Raw genomic sequence first — 22,510 nt, 5'->3', positions numbered from 1 at the left:
CGCTGCGCTATCGGTGCCATCCCTCGATGGTTAGCCCGCTCAGTTGCTCGGCCTCCTCGCGCGGCACGGTGCGCAAGGTCTGGGAGAAGGTCCAGACATGGCTTTCGGGGTCGCGCGCCCGATACTGCCGTTCGCCGTAGAAATGGTCGGCAGGCTCCTCGACGATTTGGGCTCCAGCCGCCATTGCCCGCTCACAATGCACGTCCAGGCCGTCTTTCAGACGCACACAGACCGACTGAGTGTTCTTGCCGCCGACGCTTACCGGACTGGCAATATGATCGGCCCATTCGGAATCGACGATGATGTAGCCGTCGCCAAAGCGCATTTCGGCATGGACCAGCCGTCCGTCGGCATCGCTGACCACCATGCTCGGCTCGAAGCCGAAGGCCGTTTCGAGCCATTTCAATGCGGCTCGCGGGTCCTTGTAGAAGACACCCGAGCCAAAGGTTGAGTGCTTGAAGGGATCGTCGATCGTCATCGGCCGGGCAACGTTCTGTCCTAGGCCTGCTCGGTGCGGGGGGCGGTCACGCGGCGGCGACGCTCGCCCTTCTGGTTCTGGACGATGCGCACCCGCTTGACGCGGCGCGGATCGGCGTCGAGCACGTGGAATTCGAAGCCGGGAATGGCTTGCACAACCTCACCACGCGCGGGCACGCGACCGAGCGTGTTGAAAATCATGCCGCCGATCGTGTCGACATATTCACCATGCTCACCGGCGGTAAAGTCCTCGCCGATCATCTTGGCGACCTCGTCGATCTCGGCCTTGCCGTCGACGACGAACACGCCCTCGCCGGTCTGGGTGATCAGCGGCTCGTCCTCGTCATGCTCGTCCTCGATATCGCCGACGACCATCTCGACGATGTCTTCCAGCGAGGCGAGACCATCGGTGCCGCCATATTCGTCGATGACCAGCGCCATCTGGGTTCGCGTCGTCTGCATATGGCCCATCAGGTCGGAGGCAAGCATCGAGGGCGGCACGAACAGCACCGGGCGGATCAGATTGAGGTCGCCGATGGTGCGGCCGAGATCGACCTGGGCGAGGTCGAGAAGCGTCGTTGCCGGCGTCTTCCTGGATGTTCTGCCCTTCTTGACCCGGGCGACCTTGGTGATGTGGGCCAGCACGTCGCGGATGTGAACCATGCCGCGCGGATCGTCGAGCGTCTCGGAATAGACCGGCATGCGGGAATGGCCGGACTGCTCGAACAGACCGAGGAGATCGCCCAACGTCGTGGTGATCTCGACGGCCTCAATATCGGCGCGCGGCACCATGACGTCCTCGACGCGTACCTCGCGCAGGCGCAATATGTTGTTGAGCATGGCGCGTTCGCCGGGCGAGAAAGACCCGGCATCGCTGGTCGTTTCGGCAAGCGCGCCGGCGATTTCCTCGCGCAGGCTGGTGCCGTTCCGCTGCCTGAAAAGGCCCAAGACGCGGTCGAACAGGGACGGACCGGCAGGCGATGGCTCGCTGGCAATGCTACCAGAAGCGGGGCTGCCGGAACTGGGACTCGGACTCGATCCCTCTTCCGTCGTATCGGAAGGCTTTGTCGCACTGCCAGCCTCGGGGCGGGCGGCAGTTTCTGGTTTGTCGTTCATCGTCGTCCGGTCAATTGGTCTTTTGTCATTACGTGTAGGGATCGGGAATGGCAAGCCTTGCGAGCGTTGAGCGCTCGATGGCTTCCATCTCCTCGGCCTCTGCATCGGTCTCGTGATCGTAGCCCAGTAAATGCAGCAGGCCGTGGATGACGAGATGGGTGATATGGTTCTCGAAGGGCTTGTCTTCCAGGGCTGCTTCGCGCGCCACCGTCTCGGCGGCGAGCACGATGTCACCCAGCATCGGCGGCAGCTTGCCACCCCTGGGGAACGGAAAAGCCGGGAAAGACAAGACGTTGGTCGCCTTGTCCTTGCCGCGCCAGCCGGCATTGAGGGTACGGATATGGGCATCGTCGGAAAAGACGATGCTGACTTCGGAAGGACCGGCAGCAGCGGTTTCGGCAAAGGCAGCCGACACGGCGCGATCGACCAGACGCGTCAGCGCCGCCTCATCGGGCCAGTCGCCGGCCTCGACCGACATATCGATCTCGACGGGAACCGAACTATCCCCGCCGCCAGGTCTTATGTCTTCAGGCATGAGCCCGCATCGTCACATCAGCTCTCGGCGCCGAGGCCGCGCGCCAGCTTGGCGTCGCGGTCATAGGCCCTGACGATTTCGGCCACCAGCGGGTGGCGCACAACGTCGACATCGTTGAAGCGCACGGTTACCGCGCCCGCCACGCCGTCAAGGACACGCAAGGCTTCGACGAGGCCCGACTTGGTGCTTGGAGGCAGATCGATCTGCGTCGGATCGCCGGTGACGATCATGCGCGAATTCTCGCCGAGGCGGGTCAAAAACATCTTCATCTGCATCGGCGTGGTGTTCTGCGCCTCGTCGAGGATGACGGCGGCATGCGCCAGCGTGCGGCCGCGCATGAAGGCCAGCGGCGCGATCTCGATGACCTCGGCGGCAATGGCGCGCTCGACCTTGTCGGCCGGCATCATGTCGTAAAGCGCGTCATAGAGGGGCCGCAGGTACGGATCGACCTTTTCCTTCATATCGCCGGGCAGAAAACCCAGCCGCTCGCCGGCCTCGACCGCCGGCCGTGACAGGATGATGCGCTCGACCATGCCGCGTTCGAGCAGCATCGCCGCATGCGCCACCGCCAGATAGGTCTTGCCGGTGCCGGCCGGGCCAATGCCGAAGACAAGTTCCGAACGCTCCAGTGCCCGCATATAGGCGTCCTGGTTGAGCGAACGGGCATAGATCGTCTTCTTGCGGGTGGAGATCTGGGCGGCCGAAACCTTGCCCTTGCGTTCAAGCGTCGGCAGCGTCAGCTGGTCGTCGGCGGCAATCGCCATGCGCACGGCGCCATCGACGTCGGACTGGCCAATGTCGGTGCCCTTCTGGAGAATGCCGTAGAGATTGTCGAGTGCGCGGCGCGCCTGTTCGGCCGCCGAGGCCGAGCCCTTGATGGTCAACTGGTTGCCGCGCGAGCGGATGTCGACGCCGAGCTTCTGCTCAAGCCGGGCCAAATTCTCGTCGAACTGGCCGTACAGGGCGCTGGCAAGCTTGTTGTTGTCGAAAGTCAGAACGATGTGCGCCATGTCAGAGGCCCCGGATGTCTGGTTCTGGGGCAGAGTCTTCACTTCAGCAGCGCTCAACCGTCTCTCCTCATCTGCCGAGGCCATCAAGCCAACTCGGCGAACAGGCTATTGTAGCCCGTCTTCGTGATTCGCACCCGGATAATGTCACCGATTTCGCCGGCCATTTCATCAACAATAACCGGCTGCAGCCAGGGCGAGCGGCCGACCTTCTGGCCGGCCTGACGGCCGGGCTTCTCGATCAGCGTGTCGATGGTGCTGCCGACCAGGCCCAGGCCGAAATCCTGCTGTTGTTTCAGCAGCAGCGCCTGCAGGCGTTGCAGGCGCTCGTCCTTGACCGCTTCCGGCACGTGATCGGGCATATCGGCGCCCGGCGTGCCGGGACGCGGCGAATATTTGAACGAGAAGGCCGAGGCGTAGTTCACCTGGCGCACCAGACCCATCGTGGCCTCGAAATCTGCATCGGTCTCGCCGGGGAAGCCGACGATGAAGTCACCGGACAGCGCGATGTCGCCGCGTGCAGCGCGGATGCGCTCGAGCAGCGCCAGATAGTCCTTGGCCGTATGCCTGCGGTTCATCGCCTTGAGGATGCGGTCTGACCCGGATTGCACCGGCAGGTGCAGATAAGGCATCAAAGCCGGGAGATCGCGATGGGCAGCGATCAATTCGTCGTCCATGTCGCGCGGATGGCTGGTGGTGTAGCGCAGCCGCGCCAGGCCGGGAATTTCGGCCAGCCGGAACAGCAGGCGACCAAGCCCCCATTCCATGCCATCCTCACCCTTGCCGTGCCATGCATTGACGTTCTGCCCCAGCAGCGTCACCTCGCGCACACCGGCATCGGCCAGCCGCTCGGCTTCGGCGACGATCTGCGCCACCGGCCGCGACACTTCCGAGCCCCTGGTATAGGGCACGACGCAGAAGGTGCAGAATTTGTCGCAGCCTTCCTGCACCGTGAGGAAGGCGGTGACGCCGCGCTTGATCATTTCGGCGCGCTTCGGCTGCGGCAGATGCTCGAACTTGTCCTCGATGGCGTATTCGGTCTCGACGATCTTCTCGCCGCCACGCACCCGGGCCAGCACATCGGGCAGCCGGTGATAGGTCTGCGGGCCGATGACCAGATCGACAGCAGGCGAACGGCGGATGATTTCCGCGCCTTCGGCCTGCGCGACGCAACCGGCGACGCCGATCAGCATTTCGCGCCCAACTGCTGCGCGTTCAGCCTTCATGTCGCGGATGCGGCCGAGCTCGGAATAGACCTTTTCCGCCGCCTTCTCCCTGATATGGCAGGTGTTGAGCAGCACCAGGTCGGCGTCGGCGATGACATCGGTTGCGGTGTAGCCGTCGGCGGCCAGCGCATCGGTCATGCGCTGTGAGTCATAGACATTCATCTGGCAGCCATAGGTCTTGACGAAGACCTTTTTGGCCGGGGCGGACGCCGCAGCAGCGCTTTGCGAGGCGCTGTCGGTTTCGTTCCGCTCTATCGTGTTCAAATCCATCCGGCGGCTTCTAACGCCTTTCCGTGACAAAAAACAGACGATTCTCGGGCATCGGCCTGTAGGCGCCCGGCCTGCGCTAGCGGCTCGGTCGGGGATCGGCGAGCGCGGCCTGCATCATGGCGCGCACCTGGCTTTCCATCATCCTCGACGTTTCCTTGCGGTTCGAGCCCTTGGAAAAGGCGATGGGCTCGCCGAAATGCACCTCGACGTCAATGGCGCCTTCGGCCATCAGCACCTTGAGATGCGGCATCAGGTCCTGATCGCCGATCCAGGCAGCGAGCGGCCGGTGGCGACGGCCGAGAGGCACGCCGTGCACCCGCGTGTAGGCAATCGCCAGCGGCTGGATGAAGACCTGCTCGGCCGCGCCTTCCGAAATCGCCATCGAGGCGGCGCCGAACAAGGTGCTCTTGAACGGCAGGATGGTGTTGCCGTCGCCGGTAGAGCCCTCGGCAAACAGCACCATGGCGTCGCCCTTGGCCATGCGGCTGGCGATCTCGCTGGCCTGGTCGCCAGCTGTCCGCTTGCGCTCGCGTTCGATGAAGACCGTACGCTGCAGTTTCGACAGCCAGCCGATCAGCGGCCATCCCTCCATGTCCGCCCGGGCGATGAATGTCACATCGGCAAAGGAGCCGAGCACCATGATGTCGGTCCAGGAGATATGGTTCGAGGCGACCAGCAGCGGGCGCTGGCTGGACAGTGCGCCTTTGACATGGATGCGCAGGCCGAGCGTCCGGACGATGAGGCTGTGCCAGACCTTCAGAATGACCGTCTCGCGCCAGATTCCGGTCTTCATCGACAGCAGCTGCAAAGGCACAAGGACCAGCGAACCGACGACAACGAGGCTCAGCGCCAGGAAAATCCTGATTTTTCCGATCATGCAGCTTGGCCCTGCCCCAAAACTTTGGCTAGCGAAGATCGCGGCGCATGACAAGCGCGCCGGTAGGACCATGTTCGGTCGAGCGGTAATAATTGGCGCGGTGGCCCACCTGGCGGAAGCCGAGCCGCCGGTAGAGGGCGATGGCAGCGACATTGGTCTCGTCGACCTCAAGGAACAGCGCCTCGGCGCGCTGCGCATGCAATTCGCGCAGCACGGCGTCCATCAATTGCCAGCCGAGCCCCTGGCGGCGATGCGAGCGCGCCACCGCCACGGTCAGAATCTCGCCCTCGCCGGCTGCAAGCCTGGCCAGCACGAAGCCGACCGGCGGCTTGGCGCCCTGGCCGATTTCGCGCGCGGCATAGCCGAACACGGTTTCCTGTTCGAGCAACGCGGCGAACTCGCCATCGGTCCAGGGCCGGACGAAATCCTCGCGATGCAGCACCGACGCTGCCGGGCTGTCGGCGATGGTCAGCGGCTCGAGCGCATAGTCCCTGCGGCGCGGCTGGAGGAAAGGGATGCGCATCACTTTTCCTGCCTCAACAGGATGAACCCGGCCTGCGCCTTGGCATCGGCGCCGCGCAGATAGAGTGGCTTCGGCTTGTCGCCCTCACCTTTTGCAGCGGCGAGCCGGGCGTAGACGGCAATGTCGGCGGTGGCAGCCGTCGGGCCGATATCGAAATCGCGACCGGCCGCGGCTGCGATCTGCACGGCGGCCGTGCCGGCAAGCACCGGACGATTGTCCGCCGCCATTCCCGCGGCTTGGGCAAGTGTGGTCACAGCCGGACCATAGCGCAAAATCGCTTCCGCATCGTAAAACGCGGCATGGATCTCCTCGCGGCCTGCATCGAGAGCGGCCAGGATCGGGCGGCCGGGAAATGCCGCCCTCGCCTCGGCCGCCAGCGCCTCCAGTGTCGTTACCCCGATCGCCGGGATCTTCAGCGCCAGCGCCAGGCCGCGCGCCGCCGAGACGCCCACCCGCAGGCCGGTGAAGGAACCCGGACCGATGGAGACCGCAACGGCGCCAAGGCCGGCATAATCGGTGCCGTCCGCTTTCAACGCTTCGTCAATGACAGCCATCAGGTGTTCGGCGTGGCCTTTGCCGAGATCGAGTACCGAGCGGCCGAGCTCTCTGCCGCCCGATGCGTCATAGACGCAAGCGGCGCAGAGATTGGCGGCACAGTCGATGGCGAGCAGTTTCATGGGCGACCGGTTCGAAAAACAGTCTCCCTCTGCCCGCCACGGCGCGCCGCCGCAAGAGCCAGCGCGTAAATTGTTAAGCGGCTTCGCTTCGGTGCAGGCCGGACGGCTTACGCCGCCGGCGCGATGCGCAGCATGTGGTTGTCCCAGACATAGTCGGGCTCGGAGCGCGTCGCGCCGCTGCCTTCGATGATTTCGCCGGCACCCGTGGTTGCCATGAAGCCCGGGCCGTCGGGCGCCAGGCCGCAGACCTCGACCAGCGCCTTGGTGGCGACGATCTTGCCGCTGGCGGCGTCGATGACGGCCAGCGAATTGCCTTCCGGCGAAGACACCGCGACCGTGCCGGCAATCGGGTTGGCGGCGACCGAGCCGATGTAGTTCCGGAAGCCGGATAGCACGTCCTGCGGCATGTCGAGCAGCTGCAGCCCCTTGCCGCGCGTGGCGCGGCCGACCAGCGGTGGCCGCTCGGTGCCCGGCCCGCGGTACTGGCAGCCGAACCAGATGGTGCCTGTGGGGTCGGCATCCATGTGGCGAATCGACAGCTGGTGCAGAGCCGGCGGCAGTTCGTGCTTTTCGATGAGATCGCCGGTTGTGCGATCGACCAGCACATAGGACGGCTTCATGGTGGCGATGTTGAGCTCGGCGCGGCCATAGTCGGGATGGGTCTCGATGCCGCCATTGGCGATGGCGATCGTCCGGCCGTCTCCGAGCAGCAAGAGCTCATGCGGCCCCATGCCATAGGTCGGAAACTCGCCGATGCGGCTGAACTTGGCCCGTGCGTCGTAGATCCCGACGACGCCGGCGGCATTGTCGAAATTGTTTTCGGTGGCGTAAAGCAGCGCGCCGTCGGTGGAAAACACACCGTGGCCGAAGAAATGCCGACCGGTGATGCTGGCGATGGTCAGCGGCGGCTCGCGGCCGGCATGGTCGAAGACCACGGCGAAGGTGCCGGGTTGCCGGGCGAAGACCACGGAGCGCTTTGAGGCCGGATCGAAGGTGACGTCGTGGCCACGGTCGGGCAGGTCGATCGCATGCAATACTTTTCCGGCTTCCGACAACACAGCGGCGCCAAAGCTGCCGTCGCGCTTGCCGAAGGCGGTGGCAAAGACGGCATCGGCGGCAAGCGTGTCCGCCCAGGCCCGCGGCGCCATTGACGCGACGAAGCCGGCGCCGGCAGCCCTGAGAAAATCGCGGCGGTCGATCAGCGGCGTCCTCATGATCAGTCTCCGTCGAGCGAGGAGAAGCCGGCGGTCAGGCCGAACTCGGCGGTCAGCCTGGTTCCGATCAGGCCCGACAGGCTGGAGGTGATCAGCGCGAAATGCTCGAGTTTTCCGCGCTCCGCGGGATCGGCCAGCGTCTTGTCGATCGGACCCTGGATGGATTTGGCAGTGGCAACGCCATTGATGAGCTGGATATGGATGGATTCCGCCATCCATCTGCTATCCTCGGGCAGCGCGTCGCCGAGCTTCGAGGCCTGGAACAGCGCATCAATGCCGGAGAGGTTGCCGGCTAATGACAGGCCGGTGTTTTGCGACCGCCAGTAGATCGCCTGCCTTGGCTTGTCAGCCTCCGGCTTGGCGCCGAAAAAACCTTTGAGGCGCACGTCGCGGACCATTTCCAGCTCGTTGATGAAGACGCCGACCAGTTCGGTCACCGCTTCGGTGCCGTCGCGGTAAAGCGCATTGTCGGGTCCGGGATTAGCCCACGAGGCTGCAAAACCGTCCGGTTTTTTCCAGGCCGCGTCGACATCGGCCGCCATGGTCTCGATGTTCTTGGCGACTGCCGCGCCATAGGCGCAGCGATAGGGCTCGTCCTTGCCGACGAGCGTCTCGGCGCCGTCGCCGTAAAGCACGAACTCAAGCGCCCCTAATCCCTGCATCGCGACACTCTTGCCCGCCAGCTGCGCCGGATCGGTGGCGGTCGGATCCTTGCCGGCCAGCGCCGCCTGCACCTGCTTCAGGCCGATGCTCTTTCGGTCCGGCCAGTAGAGCATGCGCTCCAGCCGGTTGTTCTCCTTGATTGGCCCGAAGCCGATGATTTCAGCCGACGACCAAGCTGCGACCGTGGCCGAGAATCCGGCATGCGCGGCATCGAGGTTGCCCTGCGACGGCGCCTGGCAGAGCGCGTCCATGGCCTTCGCCAAGGTGCCGGCATGGCCATGCAGGCTGGCATAGGCGGGGCGGACAAAGCCGTCGATCGCTCTTTGGATCACGTCGGAGGCTTTCACCGAGGCCGATGCCGGGGACGCACCGAACAGAGCCAATGGGAGGAGGAGAACAGGCAAAACCCGCTTGAGCATCAGAATGACTCCAGGAATTTGATGAGAGCATCGCGGTCGGCCGTATTGGCGGCGGCAAAGCGATCGCGCGCCTTCTGCCCCTCGCCGCCATGCCACAGGATCGCTTCGGTAAGCGTGCGCGCACGCCCGTCATGCAGGAAGAAAGCGTTGCCGTTGACGGTCTTTGTCAGGCCGATGCCCCATAGCGGCGGGGTGCGCCATTCACTGCCCGTGGCATCGCCCACCGCCTGGCCGTCGGCAAGGCCAGGCCCCATGTCGTGCAGCAGAAAGTCGGAATAGGGCCAGATCAGTTGGAACGCCTGCGCCTTGTTCCCGCGCATGGTGACGAATTTCGGCGTATGGCAGGCAATGCAGCCCATCTCGTAGAACAGCTTCTTGCCGGCGAGCACGGCGGGTGCGCCGACATCGCGCCGCGCCGGCACCGCAAGGTTCTGTGAATAGAAGGTGACGAGGTCCATCACCGGTGGTGGCGCCTCGACCGGGCCGAGCCGCTTCTGCACGCCATTGGGCATGGCTAAGCAGGCCTCTTCGGCTGCGGTGCAATCGCCCCAGTGGCTGGGCTCTTCCGGCGTCGAAATGCCGATATCGCCGGCAAAGGCGTCCGCCGCCTGCTGGCGGATCGATGCGGTCTGCGCCTTCCAACCGAAGCGGCCAAGCGTCAGTTGCCCGCTGCTGAGGTCACGCACCATGTTGGGCTTGCCGGAAATGCCGTCGCGGTCGTCGGGATCGGCATGGGCAAGGATGTCGGCCGGCGCGATCTGTTCGATCAGGCCAAGGCCGATCATGGGCGGGGTCAGACGTGGCGACAGCGTGGTGCGCGGGTCAAGCGGGCCGTAGCCAAGCCCGTCGAGCGAATAGCTCGGCTTGCGCAGCGAAACGATGCTACCGTCGCCGAGCGTGACCTTTTCCTTGCGATAATCGACATACATGCGGCCTTCGCCCTTGAGGCCGGGCACCGCCAGTTCCTGCAACTGCGCGCCGTAGACCGGATCGGGGAAGTTCAGCACCTTGTGCACGGCAATCTCGGCTTTTTCCTCGGCCGTGCTCGCATCGCGCGCCAGCCGCAGGAACATCGACGTGGTGCGGCTGTCGGCGGCCGGCGGGCGGCCGCGGCCATCCTTCAAATGGCAATTCTGGCAGGCGCGCTCGTTGAACAGGGGTCCGAGACCGTCCGAGGCCTGGGTCGAGGATGGCGACGACACCCAGTTCTTGCGGAAAAGCGCATTGCCGAGCTTGAAATTGCCCTGTTCCTCGAAGGTAATGTTTTCAGAGGGTTGCGAGAAGGCGTCGCGGTCGACCTGCTTGCGCGACGTGCCGGCGCCGCCTTGCATCGTTTCGAAGGATTCGGGCTTGGAGAAATCCTGGGTTGGCCTGGTAACTGCAAGGACGCGGGCCTGGTCCTTCGGCGTCAGGTCGGTGCGGCTCGTGGCGAGGCCGACCGGTTCCGACGATCCGGCCAGGGCCGGGGCCAAAATTGCCGCCAGGGTTACAACCGAAAGCCCGCGAAAGGCCTGATATCGCGGGTTTTTGAGGAGCAGCGGGCCGGCGGCCCGCCGCAAGCGGCGCAGAATATCTATGGGGCGCCGCATTCCTGCATGGTCCTATTCCGCCTCGTCCGCCGATGCGGCGTTGAGCTGGCCGTATTTTTCCTCGCCGATCGAGGCAAGGAGGTCGAGCTGCGTCTCGAGGAAGTCGATGTGACCTTCCTCATCCGCCAGCAATTCCTCGAACAGCTTCATCGTCACGTAGTCGCCGGCTTCGTTGCAGATCTCGCGCGAACGCTTGTAGGCGGTGCGTGCGTCATATTCGCCGGCGAGATCGGATTCGAGCACTTCCTTGACGTTCTGGCCGATGCGCAACGGCGCCACGGACTGCAAATTGGGATGCCCTTCGAGGAAGATGATACGGGCCACCAGCCGGTCGGCATGGTGCATCTCCTCGATCGATTCGGCGCGTTCCTTCTTTGCCAGCTTGGCATATCCCCAATCTTCGAGCAGGCGGAAATGCACCCAGTATTGATTGACGGCGCCAAGCTCCAGGAACAGAGCCTCGTTAAGCCGCTCGATGATCTGCGGTTCGCCTTTCATGGATTCTGCTCCCATATTGGACGCGCAGGCCTCTGACGCGATCCAGGTGTGAAACGATGTCCACGCCGCTCGCCTCCGAACGGGTGTGGTAATTTTCGGTGACCCGAATGATCGTTTCGACCACATTTGGGAAGCAGCCGCAACAGCGACCGCGCTTTTGCATCGTGTGATAGACCTTCGCCGGCACGATCAGTTGCCAGGGGTCCTGATCCAGCAGATCGACGATCGTCTGCTCAATCTCCTTTTCGGTGATGATGTTGCAATGGCAGATCAGCATGGATTGGCTCTGGCTGACGGCGCCCCTCCGCGCCGTTTGGCTGGTAGTTGGTTGGGGTGCTACTTGAACACCTTGTCCGGTGCGTCGAGGCTGTCGGACCCCTCGAAGGCTATGTTGTTCAGGTTCAGCGCGCCGACGGCGCGTTCGATCGACTTGGTCTGGTCGACCAGCGCGTCGATTGCCGCCTGCACGGTAGCATTGCCTTCGGTGTTGCCCTCGGCGATCTGCTGGTCGTAGGCCTCGCCGGCCACTTCCCGCGCCTTGATCGCCTCCATCTTGGCGACCGAGACATCGAGCTTGTCGGACAGTTCCTTGTCGATCGCCGGATCGGCCGCCTTGACCATATCGTGCACCGACGGGCCTGAAACGACGGTGCCGTCGATGCGCGTGTAGCTGGCGAGATAGGCGGCGCGGATGCCGATGGCGTCATAGAGATGCGAGTTGTAGGTATTATCCGAGAAGCAGTCGTGCTCCTCTTCGGGATCGTGCAGCAGCAGGCCGAGTTTCATGCGCTCCCCGGCCAGTTCGCCGTAGGACAGCGAGCCCATGCCGTTGAAGATCACCGAGATAGCGGTGTTCGGCTGGCCATCGACGAGGTTCTTGCGGGCGGCGCCGTCTTCCTTCCAGTTGCCGACCATCTCCTGCAGGTCGGAGACCAGAAGATCGCTGGCCGACTTCAGATACTCGGCCCGGCGATCGCAATTGCCGCCGGTGCAGTTCTTGAGGTCGTAGTCGGTGTACGGACGCTCGCCGGCGCCCGGGCCGGTGCCGTGCAAATCCTGGCCCCAGAGCAGGAATTCGATGGCGTGATAACCGGTGGCGACATTGGCCTCGATGCCGCCGGCCTCCTGCAGCGTGCCGGCGAGGAACTCCGGCGAAAGCTTCGAGGCGTCGACCTTCTTGCCGTCGATCTCGATGTCCTTGTTAGCGATGACATTGGCGGTGTAGAGCGCGTTGGCGTCGGACTCGGTGCCGTAGCTCTTGGCGACGTAGTCGATCAGGCCTTCGTCGAGCGGCCAGGAGTTCACCTTGCCTTCCCAGTCGTCGACGATCTTGTTGCCGAAGCGGTAGACCTCGGTCTGCTGGTAGGGCACGCGCGACGCCTTCCAGGCATCGCGGGCGGCATTCAGCGTGTCCGCCGACGGGTTGGCAAGCAGCGCGTCGACAGCCTTGTCGAGCGCCTGCGCCGTGGTCAGCGAATCCTCGTACTTGGCCAGCGCGATGTCGGAATAGGTCTTGATGACCGCCTTGGCATCGATCTCCGCCGCCTTGGCCGGCAGGATGAAAACCGCCGCCGTCAACATAGCCGTGGCACCGATCGCAGCCAGTCTGCCGCCATATCGCGCTGTCATCATCAGTCTCCAGTTCAAAGGGGATTCGGTAAAAGGCGCGCGTGCCAAACGGTGCCGGGACATAGGCATGCCGTAGGACACCACAGATGCCGCGCCGCTCTGCGGCTCACGGGAGAAAGACACCAAATGCCTCCAATCGAACGGGTTCAAGGCCCAAACATCAAAGGGATGCGCTGACGCGCGAGCCTCCATAAAACGATGGCGAGGCCGGAAGTCAACTGGTGAACCCTAGAAAATTCAATTGAAACAACAGTTTAGAATTATTCTAAACTAGCACTATCAACTTTAAATCGTAGCCAGCAGCCAAGGTGAGAGACGCCGCGATTGACAAGCGACCGTTCCGGGTGCGACCCGGACCGGGGCTCTTGCGACGGCGGCAGACAATCGCCATCTGGCGGAACGGCTCACAATCAAAGCATGATGTCGTCCGAAAACCGCTTCACACTTTTCGGCATCATGCTCCAGATTTGAAACAGGAATTCGGGTTGCGATGAAGAACGGGGTCGTCATTGTCGGTGCGGGTCATGCGGGCGTGCAAGCGGCCGCCAGCCTGCGCGAGGAAGGCTATGACGGGCCTGTCATACTGATCGGCGACGAAACCGATCTGCCCTATCACAAGCCGCCGCTGTCGAAGACCTTCATCAAGGACGCCGATGCCAAGCCGCAACCCTTGCGCGGCGAGGCCTTTTACACCGGCAGCGCCATCGACTTCAGGCCGGGCGTCCGAATCGACAGCATCGATACGGCAGGCCGCAAGCTGGACATAGCGGGCGGCGGCGTGCTGCCGTTCGACCGGCTCATCCTGGCCACCGGTTCGCGGCCGCGGCTTCTGCCGCTGCCGGGCGCCGACCTCTCGGGCGTGCTGTCGCTGCGCTCGATCGCCGATGCGCGGCTGATCCGCGCGCTCAGCGCCCAAAGCGAAGACGTGGTCATCCTCGGCGGCGGCTTCATCGGGCTGGAGATCGCGGCAACGCTGAGGGCCGCCGGCCGCAACGTCACCCTGGTCGAGGCTGTCGACCGGCTGCTTGGCCGCGCCGTGGCGCCGGTGGTGGCGAGCCATGTCCGCCAACGGCTGGAGGCGATCGGCGTGCGTATCCTCACCGGCACCACCATTGCCAGGCTGGAAGGGGAAAACCGCCATGTCTGCGCTGCCATCACCTCCACCGGCGAAAGGCTGCCCGCGCGCATGGTCATCGTCGGCATCGGCGCCGTGCCGAATGTCGAACTTGCGCAGGCTGCCGGACTGACTGTCGCCAATGGCATCCGCGTCGACCAACAGATGCGCACCTCAGTGCCTGATATTCTGGCCATCGGCGACGCCGCTTCCTACCGCCACTGGTCGACCGGCGGCGACGTGCGGCTGGAATCGGTGCAGAACGCCACCGACCAGGCGCGGCTTGCCGCACGCACGATCACCGGCCATACGGACGCCTATGCGGCGGTGCCGTGGTTCTGGTCTGACATCGGCGACATGAAACTGCAGATGGTCGGGCTGACCTCGGGCGGCGACAGCCATGTCGTGCTGGGCGACCTCGCTGAGAACAAGTTCTCGATCTACCACTATGCTGGAAGCCGGCTGCTCGGCATCGAATCCGTCAACAGGCCGGGCGACCATATGCTGGGCCGCAAGATGCTCGGGGCCGGGTTTTCGCCGATGGCGCAGACGATTGCTGAGGGACCTGACGGGCTGAAGGCTGCACTGGCAGCGTTCCAGCAGGATGAGCCGGCACGGGCTGCGGGCTAGACGCACTTACCCTCCCCCTTGTGGGGAGGGTCGCTGCGAAGCAGCGGGGTTGGGGTCGGCGCGAGGCCCCCCACCCGGACCTGCGGTCCGACCTCCCCACAAGGGGGAGGTAGGGTTTTGCGCTAGGCAGCGCAGACTTCGCGGATCGAGCTTTCCAGAATGTCGAGCGCCTCGTTCATGACATTGTCCTGGATGGTGATCGGAGCCAGGAAACGGATGACGTTGCCGTAGACGCCGCAGGTCAGCAGGATCAGCCCCTTGTCGAGCGCCTTCAGCCGGATCGCATTGGCGATCTCGGCCGACGGCAGGCCCCTCTTGACGTCGTTGAGCTCGACCGCGTTCATGAAGCCGAGACCCCTGATGTCGACAATCTCGGGCACATCGTCGCGGATCGACTGCAGCCGCTGTTTCAGCCGGGCGCCCAGCGTATTGGCGCGGTCGCACAGCTTTTCGTCCTCGATTACGTCGAGCACGGCGTGTGCTGCGGCGACACCGATCGGGCTGCCGCCATAGGTGCCGCCGAGCCCGCCAGGACCGGGCGCATCCATGATCTCGGCGCGGCCGGTGACCGCCGCCAGCGGGAAGCCGCCGGCCAGGCTTTTCGCCATGGTGGTAATGTCGGCCGCGACCTCATGATGATCCATGGCGAACATCTTGCCGGTGCGGGCAAAGCCGGTCTGCACCTCATCGGCGATCAGCAGCATGCCGTGCTGGTCGCAGAGCTTGCGCAGCGCCGTCAGGAATTCGCGCGGCGCGTCGTAGAAGCCGCCCTCGCCCTGGACCGGCTCGATGATGATGGCGGCAACGCGAGCCGGATCGACATCGGCCTTGAACAGTTTGTCGAGTGCGACCAGCGAATCGGCTGTAGACACGCCGTGCAGCGGCACCGGAAACGGCGCGTGGTAGACGTCGCCCGGCATGGCGCCGAAGCCGACCTTGTAGGGCACGACCTTGCCGGTCAGCGCCATGCCCATGAAGGTGCGGCCGTGGAAGCCGCCGGCAAAGGCGATGACGGCTTGGCGGCCAGTGGCGTTGCGGGCGATCTTGATGGCGTTCTCGACCGCTTCAGCACCCGTAGTGACGAAGATGGTCTTCTTCTCGAACTTGCCGGGCAGCATGCCGTTCAGCCGTTCGGCCAGCCTGACATAGCTCTCATAGGGCACGACCTGGTGGCAGGTATGGGTGAAGCGGTCGAGCTGTGCCTTGACCGCCTCGATCACCCTGGGATGGCGGTGGCCGGTGTTGACGACGGCGATACCGGAGGAGAAATCGATGTATCGGCGGCCTTCTACATCCCAGATCTCCGAATTCTCGGCGCGGTCGGCATAGATCTGCGTCGTCATGCCGACGCCGCGCGAGATCGACTGGTTCTTGCGCTCAGAAATGGCTGCGTTCTTCATTTCGTCCCTCATCGGGCCGACGCCCGTTCTCGTTAGATGAATGCCAAGGCCTCTTCTGACCTTATTTCACGTTTTCCTCAAGTTGGCACCGCCGCCGGGCGATTGGGCCTGTCGTCGATGCGGGCCACTTCGACAGACCGGTCTTAACCAGCCGACCGATACACGTACGGGGCAGTCCGTGACAGCTCACCCGTCACCGGGAACGGCGAAGCGATCCCGCTCGCCGCGGTGGCGAACTTCCGCTACGACCTCGAACAGCCGACGGTGTGGCGGCGCAACCGCATCCCGACGATCACCGTTCGCGCAGGCCTCGTTGGCGACGTGCTGCCGGCCACCGTCGTCAACGAATTGAAGCCGTCGGTCGACGCCTTCATCGCCAAACTGCCGCCCGGCTATTCCGTTGCAACCGCCGGCTCGGTCGAGGAAAGCGCCAAAAGCCAGGGACCGATCGCAGCGGTGGTGCCGCTGATGCTGTTCGTGATGGCGACCATCCTGATGATCCAGTTGCAAAGTTTTCAGCGCCTGTTCCTGGTCGTGGCGGTGGCGCCGCTCGGCCTGATCGGCGTGGTCGCGGCCCTGGTGCCGAGCGGCGCACCGCTCGGCTTCGTCGCCATTCTGGGCGTCCTGGCGCTGATCGGCATCCTGATCCGCAACTCAGGTGATCCTGATCGTGCAGATCGAGGATCTGGTGGCCGAGGGCCAAGACCGCTGGGAAGCCGTGATCGAAGCGACCGAGCACCGCATGCGGCCGATCGCGCTGACGGCCGCGGCCGCCAGCCTAGCGCTGATCCCGATCGCGCGCGAAGTGTTCTGGGGCCCGATGGCCTACGCCATGATGGGCGGCATCATCGCCGGCACGGCGATCACGCTGCTGTTCCTGCCGGCGCTTTATGTGACGTGGTTCAGGATCAAGGAGCCTAAGCAGGGGGACGAACCATCTGTTCCGGAGAACGGCGAACTGGCGCAAGACCCCGCTTAAGGCTTTGCCGGATCATTCGTTATCGTTAGAGGGTTCGGGGCGCGATTTCGCTCGCTGCCATGGCGATGATTTTGACGTCCGCCAAGCATGCCAGCCTTTTGGCAAGTCGGCCAATGCCAGGATGCTTTCATCCTGCTGCACCACCTCTTGCAGGCCAACGAGCATTATCTCGCGTTCATCCCAATCTCAAGAGTCGCTGCTATAGAATTGCCAACTGCCCCCTTCATCGTTGTAGTTCTCGTCATCGTCAGCTTCATGCACAACGTATGCGATCCAGTCGCCCCGTTTGAATATGCTCTTGTCCGATAGCACCGCGACATTGGGCGGATCTGCAAACTTCCATTCTTCCATGGAATTCCCCAAGCGATTATTCTGCGGAACAAACTAGTTCACGCCGTCCGAACAAACCCCTCGCTCGCCCTAAGCAAATTGCGTGTGTAATCCTTCTCCACGCGGTGCCCGATCAGCTGGCCCGCCGTCAGGTTCTCCACCGCTTCGCCATTCTGCATCACCATCAGGCGCTCGCACATATGGGTGATGATGGCGAGGTCGTGGCTGACCATCAGGAAGGTCAGCTTGCGCCGACGGCGAACCTCTTCCAGCAGGTTGAGCACTTCCGCCTGCACCGAAGCGTCGAGCGCCGAGGTTGGTTCGTCGAGCAGCAGGATCGACGGTTCGAGGATGAGCGCCCGCGCGATCGCCACGCGCTGACGCTGACCGCCGGAGAGCTGGTGCGCGTAGCGGAAACGGAAACCGTTGCCTAATCCGACCTCGTCGAGGGCGCGCTGGATGCGTTGCTCGCCATCGGCAAAGCCGTGAATGGCGAGCGGCTCCTGTAGCAGGCGGTCGACGGTCTGACGCGGGTGCAGCGAACCATAGGGGTCCTGGAAGACCATCTGCACTTCGCGATAAAAAGCCTTGTCGCGGCGCGCTCCCAGCGTCTTGCCATTGACCGTGATAGTACCGGATGCGACAGGCACCAGGCCGGCAATGGCTTTGAGCAGCGTCGACTTGCCGGAACCGCTCTCGCCGACCAGGCCGAAGGATTCGCCGGACTTCACCTCGAGGTTCGCCCCTTTCAGCGCGCGAAAACGGTCGAACACCACCTCCAGCCCTTCAATCGAAATGGCTGGCGTCATGCCGCCCACTCCGGCTTGCGGTCGAGCACCGGCAGCGGGTGGCGTTCGTAACCGATCCTGGGCATGCAGTTGAGCAGGCCGCGCGTGTAGGGATGCTGGGCGTCGCGCAGCTCCGACGCCTTGAGCTGCTCGACCACCTTGCCGGCATACATGACGATGACGCGGTCGCAGAAGGAGGCGACCAGCCGCAGATCGTGCGAGATGAAGATCAGACCCATGCCGCGCTCACTGACCAAGCGGTCGAGGATGCCGAGCACATCGAGCTGAACGGTGACGTCGAGCGCCGAGGTCGGCTCGTCGGCGATCATCAGTTCCGGTCCGGCGATCAGCATCATTGCGATCATGGCGCGCTGGCCCATCCCGCCGGACACCTCGTGCGGATGCAGGTCGAAGACACGCGAGGGATCGCGGATCTGCACAGCTTCCAGCATGGCCAGCGCCCGCTCGCGCGCTTCGGCCTTGGAGACCTTTTCATGCGTGCGCAGCGTCTCGACGATCTGGCGGCCGATGCTCATCACCGGGTCGAGCGAATATTTCGGATCCTGCAGGATCATGGCGATGCGTTTGCCGCGCAGCGCCCGGCGCTGGCGGGCGGGTATGTCCAAAAGATCGATGCCGTCCAAGGCGAGCTTCTTGGCCGAAACCAGAGCCTGCGGCGGCGTCAGCCCCATGATGGCGCGGCCGGTCTGCGACTTGCCGGAGCCGCTTTCGCCGACAATGCCCAGCCGCTCTCGGCCGAGCGAGAAGGTGACGCCGCGCACCGCCTGGATGAGGCCGGTCCGAGTCGGGAAGGTGACGCGCAGGTCGTCGACATCGAGAAGTGCACCGCTCATTGGTCACCACTCATTGGTCGCCACTCCGGGGATCGAGCGCATCGCGCAGGCCGTCGCCCAGCAGGTTGAAGCCGAGACTGACGATCAGGATGGCGAAGCCGGGCGCGCCGGCCACCCACCATTGGTCGAGCACGAAGCGACGGCCGGACGCGATCATGGTGCCCCATTCCGGCAGCGGCGGCTGCGCGCCGAGGCCAAGGAAACCGAGGCCGGCGGCGGTGAGGATGATGCCGGCCATATCGAGCGTCACCCGGATGATCAGCGAAGAGATGCAGAGCGGCATGATGTGGCGCAGCACGATGCGGAACGGCGAGGCGCCCATCAATTGCACCGCCTTGATGTAATCGGAATTGCGCACGGTCATCGTCTCGGCCCGCGCAATTCGGGCGTAAGGCGGCCACGAGGTGATGGCGATGGCCAGCACCGCGTTTTCGATGCCGGGGCCAAGGGCCGCGACAAAGGCCAGTGCCAGGATCAGCTTGGGGAAGGCGAGGAAGATGTCGGTAATGCGCATCAGAATGGCATCGGTCCAGCCGCCGGCATAGCCGGCGACGGTGCCGACCAAAAGGCCGATGGGGGCTGCGATGACAGCGACAAGAATGACGACATAGAGGGTCCAGCGCGAGCCAAAAAGAATGCGCGAATAGATATCGCGGCCGAGATCGTCGGTGCCGAACCAATGCGCCGCACTCGGCGCCAAAAGCCGGGCATTCTTGAGTTCGCCGATGGTCGGCGAATAGGGCGCCAGCACATCGGCAAAGGCTGCGACCAGCAGCAGCGCGATGATGATGAGCAGGCCGAGAAACGCCAGCCGGTTGGCGGAAAAGCGCCGCCAAGCGACGTAGGCGCGGCCGAGCCGTGCCTGCATGCGCGAGGCCGGCCGATCGCTGAGCAGCCAATCGCGGCGCGTTTGGATTGCTTCGGCGCTCATCCTGTCTTCGTCCTCGGATCGAGCACCTTGTAGAGAACATCGGACAGGAGATTGATGCCGATGAACACCGAACCGATGACGATGGTGCCGCCGAGCACGGCGTTCATGTCGGCGTTCTGCAGCGAATTGGTGATGTAGAGGCCGATGCCGGGCCAGGAGAACACCGTCTCGGTCAGCACCGAACCTTCGAGCAGCCCGGCATAGGACAGCGCGATCACCGTGACCATCGGCACCGCGGCGTTGCGCAGCGCATGGCCCCAGATGATTCGCGTTTCAGACAGGCCCTTGGCGCGCGCGGCGACGATGTATTCCTGCGACAGCTCGTTCAGCATGAAGGAGCGCGTCATCCGGCTGATATAGGCGAGCGAGAAATAGCCCAGCAGCCCTGCCGGCAGGATGATGTGGCGGTAAGCGTCGTAGAAGACATCCCACTGGCCCTGCAGCGCGGCGTCGAGCAGGTAGAAGCCGGTGATCGGTGTGAATGTGTACTCGTAGACGATGTCGAGGCGGCCGGGAAAAGCCACCCATTGGAGCTTGGCGTAGAACAGGACAAGCCCCAAAAGCCCGATCCAGAAGATAGGCACGGAATAGCCGATCAGGCCGACAATGCGAACGATCTGGTCGATGAGACTGCCACGTTTTACCGCTGCCAGCACGCCGAGCGGCACGCCGAGCAACGAGCCTATCAGTGTGCCCAGCGTCGCCAGTTCGATGGTTGCCGGAAAGGCGCGGCGTATGTCGGTCATCACCGGATTGGTGGTCAGCACCGAGGTGCCGAAATCGCCGTTCAGCGCATGTTTGAGATAGATATAGAATTGCTCGATCAACGGCAGGTCGAGCCCCATCTCGCGGCGCGTGCGCTCGACGACATTGGCCGGTGCGCGGTCGCCGAGCACCGCCAGCACCGGATCGATCGGGATGACGCGGCCGATGAAAAAGGTCACCGCGAGCAGGCCGAGATAGGTGGTGACGGCGATGACCAGGAAGCGGCCGATCGCCAACAAGATAGCGACGGCGCGGGCGCTTCCCTGCCCCGCCGTCGCCTGGTTTTCAATCGCGCTCATCAGGGCGCGTCCGCCGGCGCTATTCCTTGGAGACCGGGCCGACAAAGTTGGTGTCGAAGCTCGGGCCGAGCGCAAAGCCTTTCAGGTTTTTGCGCAGGCCTGCCACTTCCAATTGCTGGTGGATGATGACGAAGGGGCTGGTGTCGAGGATCGTCTTTTCAAGGCTCTTGTACATATCGGCGCGCTTGCCGGCATCCTTCTCCAGCAAGGCTGCTTCGGTCTGCTTTGTCAGGTCCGGAATGTCCCAGGCATTGCGCCAGGCCAGCGTCTTCGTCTTGCCTTCATCCGAATTGTCCGGGTTTGAGGCAAAGGTCTGGGCGTTGGAGTTCGGATCGAAATAATCCTGGCCCCACTGGCCGATATAGATGTCGTGATTGCGGGCGCGGTATTTGGTCAGCGTCTGCTTGCCGTCGCCGGGGATGATTTCCAGCTTGATGCCGGCCTGGCCAAGCGTCTGCTGGATCGATTCTGCCATGCCCGTTGTCGGCTGTCCCGTGCGTACATCCATGGTTACGCTGAAGCCGTCGGCCAGGCCGGCCTTGGTCAGCAGTTCCTTGGCCTTGGCGACGTCGAACTTGAACGGATTTTCGTCCAGTTCGCCCAGCACGCCCTTGGGCAGGAAGGTCTGGTGGATCTCGCCAATGCCCTTGAGGATGGTCGTGCTCAGCGCATCGTAGTCGACCAGATATTTGAACGCCTGGCGAACCTCGGGCTTGGCGAGGTTCGGATTCTTCTGGTTGAGACTGATGTAAAAGACCGTGCCCTTCGGCGCGCTGGTCGTGGTGAGATCGGCATTCTTGGCGATGGCGTCGAGATCGTTCGGCTCGAGGTTGCGGGCAACGTCGATGTCGCCTGCTTCGAGCGCCAGGCGCTGCGCCGAGCTCTCCTTCATGTTGCGGTAGATGACGCGGGCGAGCTTGGCCTTCTCGCCATTGTAATTGTCGTTGCGCTCGAGCACGACGACCTCATTGGCCCGCCATTCGCGCAGCTTGTAGGCGCCGGAGCCGGCATAACCGGTCTTCAGGAAGGCGTTGCCGAAATCGTTGTCCCATTTGTAGTCGGCACTCGGTGTCACCGCGGCGACATGTTCCTTGACCAGCTTTGCGTCGACGACCGAAGCGACCGTTGCCGACAGGCAGTTTAACACGAAGCTCGGCGCATAGGCTTTGTCGACGGTGAATTGGAAGGTGGTATCGTCGACGGCCTTGGCCTTGTCGGCAACATTGTCGCCGTTGATGCCGAACTGGTTGATGATGAATGCCGGCGGCTTGTCCAGCTTGATGGCGCGCTCGAAGGAATAGGCGACATCGGCCGCGGTCAGTGGATTGCCCGAAGCGAACTTTAGGCCGGGCTTGAGCTTGAACGTATAGACCAGACCGTCGTCGGAAACGGTCCAGCTCTCGGCAAGGTCGCCCTTGACCTTGGAGGTGTCGCTGAGGTCGAGGCGGACCAGCAGATCATAGGTGTTGCCGGTGACCTCTGCGGTCGACAGTTCGAACGCCTCCCCCGGATCCATGGAGATGATGTCGTCGATGGCAAAACCTTCGACCAGCGTGTCGGCGGGGGTCACGGCAAAGGCCGGCGCGACGCCAATGAGCAGAGCGGACATGGCAGCACCTGCGAGCCAGACGCGCGAACGTAGAGCAAACTTTTCCATCATCATGATGATTGTTCCCTGTTTTGTTGATTGTTGACCCCGA

The 22,510-nt window shown here is 63.7% G+C and carries 22 protein-coding genes and 1 pseudogene; 2 read left to right on the top strand and 21 right to left on the bottom strand.

The genetic code is table 11. The features are described from left to right. Positions 1-7: 7 nt before the first annotated feature. From NKI46_RS12595 to NKI46_RS12530, 14 genes are all read right to left on the bottom strand, one after another. Positions 8-478, bottom strand: a complete 471-nt coding sequence (locus tag NKI46_RS12595) for a VOC family protein (protein ID WP_023738178.1) — start codon at positions 476-478, stop codon at positions 8-10. 20 nt (positions 479-498) lie between these two features. Further along, complete coding sequence (locus NKI46_RS12590; protein ID WP_023682011.1) at positions 499-1,593, bottom strand: hemolysin family protein; 1,095 nt, start codon at positions 1,591-1,593, stop codon at positions 499-501. Positions 1,594-1,621: 28 nt separating this feature from the next. Next, positions 1,622-2,128, bottom strand: coding sequence for an rRNA maturation RNase YbeY (gene ybeY, locus NKI46_RS12585; RefSeq protein ID WP_023682012.1), 507 nt, complete (start codon positions 2,126-2,128; stop codon positions 1,622-1,624). A 17-nt stretch (positions 2,129-2,145) separates the two neighbouring features. Beyond that, positions 2,146-3,138 carry a PhoH family protein gene (locus NKI46_RS12580; RefSeq protein WP_027049340.1) on the bottom strand — a complete coding sequence of 331 codons (993 nt, stop codon included), beginning with the start codon at positions 3,136-3,138 and terminating at the stop codon, positions 2,146-2,148. A gap of 83 nt (positions 3,139-3,221) precedes the next feature. Continuing rightward, positions 3,222-4,631 carry a tRNA (N6-isopentenyl adenosine(37)-C2)-methylthiotransferase MiaB gene (gene miaB, locus NKI46_RS12575; RefSeq protein WP_352746432.1) on the bottom strand — a complete coding sequence of 470 codons (1,410 nt, stop codon included), beginning with the start codon at positions 4,629-4,631 and terminating at the stop codon, positions 3,222-3,224. A 76-nt stretch (positions 4,632-4,707) separates the two neighbouring features. Further along, positions 4,708-5,508 carry a lyso-ornithine lipid O-acyltransferase gene (gene olsA / locus NKI46_RS12570; RefSeq protein WP_023682014.1) on the bottom strand — a complete coding sequence of 267 codons (801 nt, stop codon included), beginning with the start codon at positions 5,506-5,508 and terminating at the stop codon, positions 4,708-4,710. A gap of 28 nt (positions 5,509-5,536) precedes the next feature. Beyond that, positions 5,537-6,031, bottom strand: a complete 495-nt coding sequence (gene rimI / locus NKI46_RS12565) for a ribosomal protein S18-alanine N-acetyltransferase (protein WP_023669542.1) — start codon at positions 6,029-6,031, stop codon at positions 5,537-5,539. Continuing rightward, the gene (gene tsaB / locus NKI46_RS12560; protein WP_023682015.1) at positions 6,031-6,708 is read right to left on the bottom strand and encodes a tRNA (adenosine(37)-N6)-threonylcarbamoyltransferase complex dimerization subunit type 1 TsaB; all 678 of its coding nucleotides are present in this window, start codon (positions 6,706-6,708) and stop codon (positions 6,031-6,033) included. Before tsaB ends, rimI begins: the two co-directional genes overlap by 1 nt. A gap of 107 nt (positions 6,709-6,815) precedes the next feature. Then, complete coding sequence (locus tag NKI46_RS12555; RefSeq protein WP_023692588.1) at positions 6,816-7,922, bottom strand: DUF1513 domain-containing protein; 1,107 nt, start codon at positions 7,920-7,922, stop codon at positions 6,816-6,818. Between the two features lie 2 nt (positions 7,923-7,924). Continuing rightward, entirely contained in the window at positions 7,925-9,004 is a 1,080-nt protein-coding gene (locus NKI46_RS12550) for an imelysin family protein (protein ID WP_023692589.1), read from the bottom strand. Beyond that, positions 9,004-10,593: a di-heme oxidoreductase family protein gene (locus NKI46_RS12545; protein ID WP_023692590.1), complete on the bottom strand. Its 1,590-nt coding sequence runs from the start codon at positions 10,591-10,593 to the stop codon at positions 9,004-9,006. The genes NKI46_RS12550 and NKI46_RS12545 overlap by 1 nt, the downstream gene beginning before the upstream one ends. A gap of 12 nt (positions 10,594-10,605) precedes the next feature. Then, positions 10,606-11,091 (bottom strand): bacterioferritin, encoded by a 486-nt coding sequence (bfr, locus tag NKI46_RS12540; protein WP_023669537.1) that lies wholly within the window; start codon positions 11,089-11,091, stop codon positions 10,606-10,608. Continuing rightward, positions 11,057-11,368 (bottom strand): (2Fe-2S)-binding protein, encoded by a 312-nt coding sequence (locus tag NKI46_RS12535; protein ID WP_023669536.1) that lies wholly within the window; start codon positions 11,366-11,368, stop codon positions 11,057-11,059. The genes bfr and NKI46_RS12535 overlap by 35 nt, the downstream gene beginning before the upstream one ends. Before the next feature lie 59 nt (positions 11,369-11,427). Then, entirely contained in the window at positions 11,428-12,720 is a 1,293-nt protein-coding gene (locus tag NKI46_RS12530) for an imelysin family protein (protein ID WP_023692591.1), read from the bottom strand. A gap of 490 nt (positions 12,721-13,210) precedes the next feature. Between NKI46_RS12530 and NKI46_RS12525 the strand changes: the two genes are divergently transcribed. Beyond that, positions 13,211-14,464, top strand: coding sequence for an NAD(P)/FAD-dependent oxidoreductase (locus NKI46_RS12525; RefSeq protein WP_023696740.1), 1,254 nt, complete (start codon positions 13,211-13,213; stop codon positions 14,462-14,464). Positions 14,465-14,586: 122 nt separating this feature from the next. On the opposite strand, the gene NKI46_RS12520 is transcribed toward NKI46_RS12525, so the two are convergent. Further along, complete coding sequence (locus NKI46_RS12520) at positions 14,587-15,864, bottom strand: 4-aminobutyrate--2-oxoglutarate transaminase (protein ID WP_023738174.1); 1,278 nt, start codon at positions 15,862-15,864, stop codon at positions 14,587-14,589. A 195-nt stretch (positions 15,865-16,059) separates the two neighbouring features. On the opposite strand from NKI46_RS12520, the pseudogene NKI46_RS12515 reads away from it, so the two are divergent. Beyond that, a pseudogene (locus tag NKI46_RS12515) lies at positions 16,060-16,843 on the top strand (efflux RND transporter permease subunit); the annotation flags it as partial. A 186-nt stretch (positions 16,844-17,029) separates the two neighbouring features. Here the strand turns inward: NKI46_RS12515 and NKI46_RS12510 are convergent. The 6 genes from NKI46_RS12510 to NKI46_RS12485 are packed head-to-tail and all read right to left on the bottom strand — an operon-like array spanning position 17,030 to position 22,473. Then, positions 17,030-17,194, bottom strand: coding sequence for a hypothetical protein (locus NKI46_RS12510; RefSeq protein ID WP_023749158.1), 165 nt, complete (start codon positions 17,192-17,194; stop codon positions 17,030-17,032). A gap of 38 nt (positions 17,195-17,232) precedes the next feature. After that, the gene (locus tag NKI46_RS12505; RefSeq protein WP_023669527.1) at positions 17,233-17,982 is read right to left on the bottom strand and encodes an ABC transporter ATP-binding protein; all 750 of its coding nucleotides are present in this window, start codon (positions 17,980-17,982) and stop codon (positions 17,233-17,235) included. Continuing rightward, positions 17,979-18,815 (bottom strand): ABC transporter ATP-binding protein, encoded by an 837-nt coding sequence (locus NKI46_RS12500; RefSeq protein WP_023669526.1) that lies wholly within the window; start codon positions 18,813-18,815, stop codon positions 17,979-17,981. The genes NKI46_RS12505 and NKI46_RS12500 overlap by 4 nt, the downstream gene beginning before the upstream one ends. A gap of 10 nt (positions 18,816-18,825) precedes the next feature. Then, positions 18,826-19,746 (bottom strand): nickel transporter permease, encoded by a 921-nt coding sequence (nikC, locus tag NKI46_RS12495; protein ID WP_023738173.1) that lies wholly within the window; start codon positions 19,744-19,746, stop codon positions 18,826-18,828. After that, positions 19,743-20,810, bottom strand: a complete 1,068-nt coding sequence (locus NKI46_RS12490) for an ABC transporter permease (RefSeq protein WP_023738172.1) — start codon at positions 20,808-20,810, stop codon at positions 19,743-19,745. The genes nikC and NKI46_RS12490 overlap by 4 nt, the downstream gene beginning before the upstream one ends. A 19-nt stretch (positions 20,811-20,829) precedes the next feature. Next, positions 20,830-22,473, bottom strand: a complete 1,644-nt coding sequence (locus NKI46_RS12485; RefSeq protein WP_023738171.1) for an ABC transporter substrate-binding protein — start codon at positions 22,471-22,473, stop codon at positions 20,830-20,832. Positions 22,474-22,510 lie beyond the last annotated feature (37 nt).

It is taken from the genome of Mesorhizobium sp. M0615 (assembly GCF_040320805.1).
Lineage (GTDB): Bacteria > Pseudomonadota > Alphaproteobacteria > Rhizobiales > Rhizobiaceae > Mesorhizobium.
The sequence above is the reverse complement of the archived record's forward strand: the minus strand, read 5'-3'. Positions and strand labels throughout refer to the sequence as shown.